Annotated in this window: 8 protein-coding genes; 4 read left to right on the top strand and 4 right to left on the bottom strand. The window is 71.6% G+C overall.

The annotated features are described in order from the left end of the window. Both E1284_RS42135 and E1284_RS37075 read left to right on the top strand, forming a co-directional pair. Nucleotides 1-438, top strand: a 438-nt coding sequence (locus E1284_RS42135) for a choice-of-anchor J domain-containing protein (protein ID WP_207924173.1), incomplete at its 5' end; no start/stop codon positions are given. Nucleotides 439-717: 279 nt separating this feature from the next. Beyond that, nucleotides 718-954: a DUF2277 domain-containing protein gene (locus tag E1284_RS37075; protein ID WP_243714976.1), complete on the top strand. Its 237-nt coding sequence runs from the start codon at nt 718-720 to the stop codon at nt 952-954. A 4-nt stretch (nt 955-958) separates the two neighbouring features. Here the strand turns inward: E1284_RS37075 and E1284_RS37070 are convergent, their stop codons facing one another. After that, a complete protein-coding gene (locus tag E1284_RS37070) occupies nt 959-1978 on the bottom strand; it encodes an aspartate-semialdehyde dehydrogenase (RefSeq protein WP_131944815.1) in 1020 nt (339 codons plus the stop codon). A gap of 96 nt (nt 1979-2074) precedes the next feature. After that, on the bottom strand, nt 2075-3226 hold the full coding sequence (locus E1284_RS37065; protein WP_131944814.1) for an acyl-CoA dehydrogenase family protein: 1152 nt from the start codon (nt 3224-3226) through the stop codon (nt 2075-2077). A gap of 139 nt (nt 3227-3365) precedes the next feature. On the opposite strand from E1284_RS37065, the gene E1284_RS37060 reads away from it, so the two are divergent. After that, entirely contained in the window at nt 3366-3677 is a 312-nt protein-coding gene (locus E1284_RS37060) for a PspC domain-containing protein (RefSeq protein WP_131944813.1), read from the top strand. On the opposite strand, the gene E1284_RS37055 is transcribed toward E1284_RS37060, so the two are convergent. Together E1284_RS37055 and E1284_RS37050 are read right to left on the bottom strand one after the other, a co-directional pair. Then, nucleotides 3674-5002, bottom strand: a complete 1329-nt coding sequence (locus E1284_RS37055) for an MFS transporter (protein WP_131944812.1) — start codon at nt 5000-5002, stop codon at nt 3674-3676. The genes E1284_RS37060 and E1284_RS37055 overlap by 4 nt on opposite strands. Before the next feature lie 96 nt (nt 5003-5098). Then, on the bottom strand, nt 5099-5440 hold the full coding sequence (locus tag E1284_RS37050; RefSeq protein WP_131944811.1) for a metallopeptidase family protein: 342 nt from the start codon (nt 5438-5440) through the stop codon (nt 5099-5101). A 32-nt stretch (nt 5441-5472) separates the two neighbouring features. On the opposite strand from E1284_RS37050, the gene E1284_RS37045 reads away from it, so the two are divergent. Then, nucleotides 5473-7004, top strand: a 1532-nt coding sequence (locus tag E1284_RS37045; RefSeq protein ID WP_243714975.1) for a metallophosphoesterase family protein, incomplete at its 3' end; no start/stop codon positions are given.

Raw genomic sequence — 7004 nt, 5'->3', positions numbered from 1 at the left:
ACCCCGCAGCCGACGAGCTGGTCGGGCACCGACCTGCAACTCGCCGCGGCCGGCGGCAGCGCCGCCCTCGTGACCGGCGCCGCGGCCGGAACCGACGCCGGAACCTACGACCTGGACGGCGGCACCAGCAGCATCCAGTCGCCGGCGATCGCGCTCCCGGCCGGGTCGAAGACCCTGTCGTTCTCCTGGTTCCTCGCGCACCTGAACAACAGCTCGTCCGACGACTACCTGCGGGTGCGGGTCGTGGGGCCGAACGGGTCCACGACCGTGCTGAACCAGGCGGGCGCGGCGGCGACCCGCGCCGGGACCTGGCAGACGCAGACCGCGGACGTCTCCGGCTACGCCGGGCAGAGCGTCCGCATCGTGGTGGAGGCCGCCGACGCGGGCTCCGGCAGCCTTGTCGAAGCGGGCCTGGACGACCTCAAGATCACGACATGACCGCAGGTCGGCGGCCGGTTTCAGTGTTTCCCACGACGCCGTTCACACAATTGAAAATCCAGTGGCGGATGGATTCGTTGACACCCCACCGGCCGTCGCGGTGCACTGCTGAACAGCCCGTCCCCCACCCCCAGGGCTGAACACCGGCGGACGTACGGAACGAATCTCGGCCCGGACCGTGCGACCGCCACCGGGGTCCCCGCCCCCCGCCGGACCCCCGGGCGTTCCTGCTGAAAGTTCCCAGGCAGGAACGCCCGGGGGCCCATCAATGTCCGAGGCGTGAGTAAGACTGGGGGCATGTGCCGCAGCATCAAGACGCTCCGCCCGCCGTACGCCGAGGACGTCACCGACGAGGACGTGCGGGCGGCGGCGCTTCAATACGTCCGGAAGATCTCCGGGTTCCGGGCGCCCGCAGCCCACAACGCGGAGGCGTTCGAGCGCGCCGTGGAGGAGATCGCGCGGAGCACGGCGGCCCTCCTCGAAACGCTGGAGGTCCGAGGAGGGCCCGCCCGCTAGGTCCTTACTCGGCGGCGACGAGCTCCGCGATCTGCACCGTGTTCAGGGCCGCGCCCTTGCGCAGGTTGTCGCCCGCGCAGAACAGGGCGAGGCCGTTGTCCACGGTCTCGTCGCGGCGGATGCGGCCCACGTAGGTCGGGTCCTGGCCGGCGGCCTGCAGCGGCGTCGGGACGTCCGACAGCACGACGCCGGGCGCGCCCGCGAGCAGCTCGCTCGCGCGCTCCGGGCTGATCGGCCGCTCGAACCGGGCGTTGACCTGCAGCGAGTGGCCGGTGAACACCGGGACGCGCACGCAGGTGCCCGACACCTTCAGGTCCGGGATCTCCAGGATCTTGCGGCTCTCGTTGCGGAGCTTCTGCTCCTCGTCGGTCTCGGCGAGGCCGTCGTCCACGATCGAACCCGCCATCGGCAGGACGTTGAACGCGATCGGGCGCACGTAGACCGACGGCTCCGGGAAGTCCACGCCGGAGCCCGAGTGGGTGAGCCTGTCGGCGCCCTGCACCGTCTTGGACACCTGGTCGTGCAGCTCGGCGACGCCCGCGAGCCCGCTGCCCGACACCGCCTGGTAGGTGGACACGACCAGCGCGGCCAGCCCCGCCTCGGCGTGCAGCGGCCGCAGCACCGGCATCGCCGCCATCGTGGTGCAGTTCGGGTTCGCGATGATGCCCTTGGGGCGGTTCCGCGCGGCATGCGGGTTGACCTCGGCGACGACCAGCGGGACGTCCGGGTCCATCCGCCAGCCGGAGGAGTTGTCGATCACGACCGCGCCCGCGGCGGCGACCTTCGGCGCCAGCGCCTTCGACGTGGTCTTGCCCGCGGAGAACAGCACGATGTCGAGGCCGGTGTAGTCGGCGGTCTCCGCGTCCTCGACGGTGATCTCGGTGCCGTCCCACGGGAGCCTGCGCCCCGCCGACCGCGCCGAGGCGAACAGCCGCAGCTCGTCGACCGGGAATCCGCGCTCGGCCAGGATTTCGAGCATCTTGGCCCCGACCTGTCCGGTGGCCCCGACGATGCCGACTCTCATGCCGCTCCCTCTGTAGATCGCTTGACCCGGGCGAGTCTGCCCAGGTCACTGCAGGACGTCCAGTCAATAACCCTACGCGGAGGGTTCAAGCCCTCCTTAACGGAACGCGTCCAGCCCGGTGACGGCCTTCCCGAGTGTGAGCAGGTGCACTTCCTGCGTGCCCTCGTAGGTGAGGACGCTCTCCAGGTTGTTCATGTGCCTGATCACCGGGTACTCGAGCGTGATCCCGTTCGCGCCGAGGATCGTGCGGGCCTCGCGGGCGACGTCCAGCGCCGCGCGGACGTTCGCGAGCTTGCCGAACGACACCTGCTGCGGCGTCACGGCGCCCTCGTCCTTGAGGCGGCCGATGTGCAGGGCGACGAGGCCGGCCTGGCCGAGCGCGACCTCCATCCAGGCGAGCTTCTCCTGCGTGAGCTGGAACGACCCGATCGGCTTGCCGAACTGCTCGCGGGTCGTGGCGTAGTCGACGGCCGCCTCGTAGCAGGACCGCCCGGCGCCGACGGCGCCCCACAGGATGCCGTAGCGGGCCTCCGACAGGCAGCCGAGCGGCCCCTTCAGGCCCTGCACGCCGGGCAGCACCGCGTCGGCGGGCAGGCGCACGTCCTGCAGGACCAGCTCGGAGGTGACGGACGCGCGCAGCGACAGCTTCCGGTGGATGTCGCTCGCCGTGAACCCGGGGGTGCCCGCCGGGACGAGGAACCCGCGGATGCCGTCGTCCGTCTGCGCCCAGACGACCGCGATATCGGCGATCGACCCGTTCGTGATCCACATCTTGGCGCCGTTCAGCACCCAGTCCGTGCCGTCGCGGCGCGCCCGGGTGCGCATGTCGCCGGGGTCGGAGCCGCGGTCGGGCTCGGTCAGCCCGAAGCAGCCGATCGCCTCCCCGGCGGCCATCCGCGGCAGCCACTCGCTCTTCTGCTCCTCCGAGCCGAACTTGCGGATCGCCGCCATCGCCAGGGACCCCTGGACGGACACGAAGCTGCGCAGCCCCGAATCGGCCGCCTCCAGCTCGCGGCACGCCACTCCGTAGGCGACGGCGCTCGTCCCGGCGCAGCCGTAGCCCTGCAGATGCATGCCGAGCAGGCCGAGCTTGCCCAGCTCGGGGGCCAGTTCGCGGGCGGGGAACGTCCCGTCCTCGAACCAGCCGGCCAGGTGCGGCATGACCTTCTCCGCCGTGAACGCGCGCACGGTGTCGCGGACCATCCGCTCCTCGTCCGCGAGCCGGTCGTCCACGCGCAGCACGTCCATGCGGGTCTCCTTCGTTGCGGGGCCGTCCGCCCACGAGGGTACGTCGGGGCCGGCACCCTGAACCGCAGGGGAGGCGCTCAGGGGCAAATCAGGGCGAATCCTGATGTCCGATCTCCACCGAACTGGGCATGATCGAGGCATGGACATGGAGAAGAGCACCACCAAGCAGCTGCGCCGCGCCCGCGACGGCCGGATGGTCTCCGGGGTCAGCGCGGGCGTCGCCCGGTTCCTCGACATCGACGTCAACATCGTGCGGCTGGGCTTCGCCGTCCTCGCGGTGTTCGGCCCCGGCGTCCCGATCTACATCCTCGCCTGGATCCTCATCCCGGAGGAGGGCCGGCCGACATCGATCGCCGAGGACATGTTCCAGAAGGCGAGCGACTCGCCGAAGGTCCAGGAGGTCATCCAGAAGACGAAGGACGGGGTCAACAAGAACCGCACCAGCGCCTAGGCCGGACGGCTGACACCGGACATCTCGTCCTCGCTCCGGCCGGGCGGCGGGGTCGCGGCGAGCGGGGCCGCGCGCGTCCCGGCGATCACCCCGCCGCGGACCCGGTTCCAGCCCAGCGTCAGCATCGCGGCGGCCGACAGGCCGGCGACGCCCGCGAGCGCCACCACCGTCTCCGGCCCGAGCACCTGCGCCGCCGCGCCGCCGACCAGGATGCCGACGCCCTGGCCGGCCAGGATGCCGGACTGGGCGAGCCCGAACGCCTGCCCGCGCCCGGACGCCGGCACCGCCGCCACGAACGCGGTGTTCGCCACCAGCTGGTAGGCGCTGCCGACGCCCGACAGCGCCCACAGCGCGACCACCCACCACAGCGGCGGGTGGACGCCCGCGCCCACCAGCGGCAGGCAGGCGAGCATCGACATCCACCCCATCGCGTGCAGCCGGTTCGCGGGGCGGACGAACCGGCTGAACAGCAGCGAGCCCACCACCATCCCGGTCGGCATCGCCGCCAGCAGCAGCCCCGCGGTCACCGCACCGCCGCCGAACGTCGCCGCGTACGGGACGGCCAGCCCCTCGGGGATCACGTAGAACGCGCACAGCCAGGCGAACAGCACCAGCGACCGCAGCACCGGGTCGCCGAACACCAGCCGGGCTCCGTCCCGCGTCCCGCGCAGCAGGCCCAGTGACTGGCGCTCCCGCCGGCGCGGCGCCGGCCGCCGCCGCAGCCCGCCGATCAGCAGGACAGCGGACGCGCCGAACGTCAGCGCGTCCAGGGCCAGGGCCTCGTAGGTCCCGACGACCGCGACGATCGCGCCACCCGCGAGGAAGCCGAGCACCTGGGTGACCTGGTGGGTGATGTTGGCGATCGCCGAACCCGCCACATACCTGTCACCCTCCAGGACGTCCGGCATGACGGCGGCGCGCGCGGCGGAGAACGGCGTGCCCAGCAGCACCACGAGGAACACCAGCCCCGAGAGCACCCCGACCGGCATCGCCACCAGCGCCATGGCGGCCACCAGCCCGCCCCGCAGCACATCGCACACGATCATGACGGTGCGGCGCGGGAACAGGTCGGCCAGCCCGGACAGCACCGGCCCGCCGAGGATCGGCGGCAGGTAGGTCAGCGCGTAGACCAGCGCCGTCAGCAGCGTCGACCGCGTATGGTCGTAGACCAGCACCGCCAGCGCGACCTGCGCCAACTGGTCCCCGATGTACGACAATGCCTGTGCCAGCCAAAGAGAACGAAACTCCCCGACCGCGAACACCTCGCGGTAGGTCGCCTGCTCCTCCGGCGGACGACGATGCCGGCCGGTCTGCCTTCCCGCCACGCACGCTCCAGTTCAGCCCGCCCGGTACCGGGCGCCCTCCCCTATTAACTCACGCTGCGTGGCAGTCGCGTGACCTACAGTGCGCAATTCCTTGCGTCAGTATCCGAGTTCGTGCAACTTCCCGTCATCGATCCCGAAGTGGTGCGCGATCTCATGGACCACCGTTATCCGGACTTCTTCCACCACGTCCTCCCTGGTGTCGCATATGCGGAGGATCTCGTGGCGGTAGATCGAAATGTGATCGGGCAGGACGCCCGCGTACCAGTCGCCCCGCTCAGTGAGGGGTACCCCCTGGTACAGGCCGAGCAGGCCGCGCTCGGGCGCGTCGTCCTCGACGACGATGACGACGTTGCGCATATGGGCGGTCAGCTCGGGTGGGATGGTGTCGAGGGCCTCGCCCACAAGGTCCTCGAACTCATCGCGCGACAACTCCATCACACGGTCGATTCTGCTCGATAGAAGGGGAACACGTGCCCAAGGTCCGCGCCCCGTTGACCAAGGCCCTCGCACCGCTCCGCGCCCTCGGCGCCACCACCGCCGACCGCGCCCGCCGTCTCGGCTCCCCCGCCGTCCGCCGCGCCGCACCCTTCCTCACCAGCCGGTGGACGCGGCTCGCCCTCGTCGCCGTCATCGGCCTGGGCGCCGGCTACCTCGGACTCATCGCCGGCGGGCGCTACGTCACCCCGGTCGGCCCCACCGACGTCCAGCTCACCCTCCAGCCGTCCCTGCACGGCGGGACGACCCTCAGGCTGCCGCCCCTCGGCTCCCTCCGGCTCGACACCCACGACGGACCCGTCTCGCTGGAGGCCCGCCTCACCGACCTGCGCCCCGAGCAGGCCAAGAAGCTGATCGAGGACGACACCGAACTCGACCGCCTCACCGACCGGATCGCCGGCCAGATCCGGCACGGGCTCATCGAGCTGCTGGTCCGCGCCGTCCTGATCGCCCTGGCGGCGAGCTTCGTCGCCTCCCTCGTCCTGTTCCGCTCCTGGCGCCGCGCCCTCCTCGGCCTCGGCTCCACGACCGCCGGCCTGACCGCACTCGCCCTGCTGACCTGGTCGACGTTCAACCCCCAGTCCATCGCCGAACCCCGCTACACCGGCCTGCTCGCCAACGCCCCCCAGATCGTCGGCGACGCCCAGAGCATCGTCGAGCGCTTCTCCGCCTACCGCGCCCAGCTCGCCCGCCTCGTCGGCAACGTCTCCGAGCTCTACACCACCACCTCCACCCTCCCGACCTACGAGCCGGACCCGTCCACCATCCGCGTCCTGGACGTCTCCGACATCCACCTCAACCCCGCCGCCTGGAACGTCATCAAGTCCGTCTCCACCCAGTTCAAGGTCGACCTCATCATCGACAGCGGCGACCTCATGGACCACGGCAGCAAGGCAGAGGACAAGTTCGCCGACTCCATCTCCGACCTGAAGGTCCCCTACGTCTACGTGCGCGGCAACCACGACTCCATGGGGACCCAGAAGGCGGTCGCCCGCCAGAAGAACGCCATCGTCCTGGACGGCACCACCCGCGAGGTCGCGGGCCTGCGCATCTACGGCCTCGGCGACCCCCGCTACACCCCCGACAAGAGCACCCGCGACGACTTCGTGGGCGCCGACCAGCTCCGCGCCGAGGGCCTCCGCCACGCCGCCGGACTCCGCGCCTCCGGCACCACCCCCGACATCGTCGTCACCCACGACCCCACCGAGGGCGAGGCGTTCTCCGGCGTGGCGCCCCTCGTCCTCGCCGGCCACACCCACGCCCGCTCCACCAAGCTCCTCCCCACCGGCACCCGCCTCTTCGTCCAGGGCTCCACCGGCGGCGCCGGCCTCCGCGGCCTCGAACACGAGCAGCCCACCCCGATCGAACTGTCCGTCCTCTACTTCAGCCGCGCCACCCACCGCCTCCAGGGCTGGGACGACCTGCGCCTCGGCGGCCTCGGCCTCACCTCCGCCCAGATCGAGCGCCACCTGGAGCCCGCCCCCGACCGCACCATCAACCCCACGCC

The sequence above is a fragment of the Actinomadura bangladeshensis genome, from assembly GCF_004348335.1.
In the GTDB taxonomy this organism is placed as follows: domain Bacteria; phylum Actinomycetota; class Actinomycetes; order Streptosporangiales; family Streptosporangiaceae; genus Spirillospora; species Spirillospora bangladeshensis.
The sequence above is the reverse complement of the archived record's forward strand: the minus strand, read 5'-3'. Positions and strand labels throughout refer to the sequence as shown.

Bases quoted from the DNA above. Each gene is read 5' to 3' on its own strand.
- E1284_RS37070 (WP_131944815.1), bottom strand. From the start codon at position 1,978: ATGAGAGTCGGCATCGTCGGGGCCACCGGACAGGTCGGGGCCAAGATG.
- E1284_RS37065 (WP_131944814.1), bottom strand. From the start codon at position 3,226: ATGGACGTGCTGCGCGTGGACGACCGGCTCGCGGACGAGGAGCGGATG.
- E1284_RS37060 (WP_131944813.1), top strand. From the start codon at position 3,366: ATGGACATGGAGAAGAGCACCACCAAGCAGCTGCGCCGCGCCCGCGAC.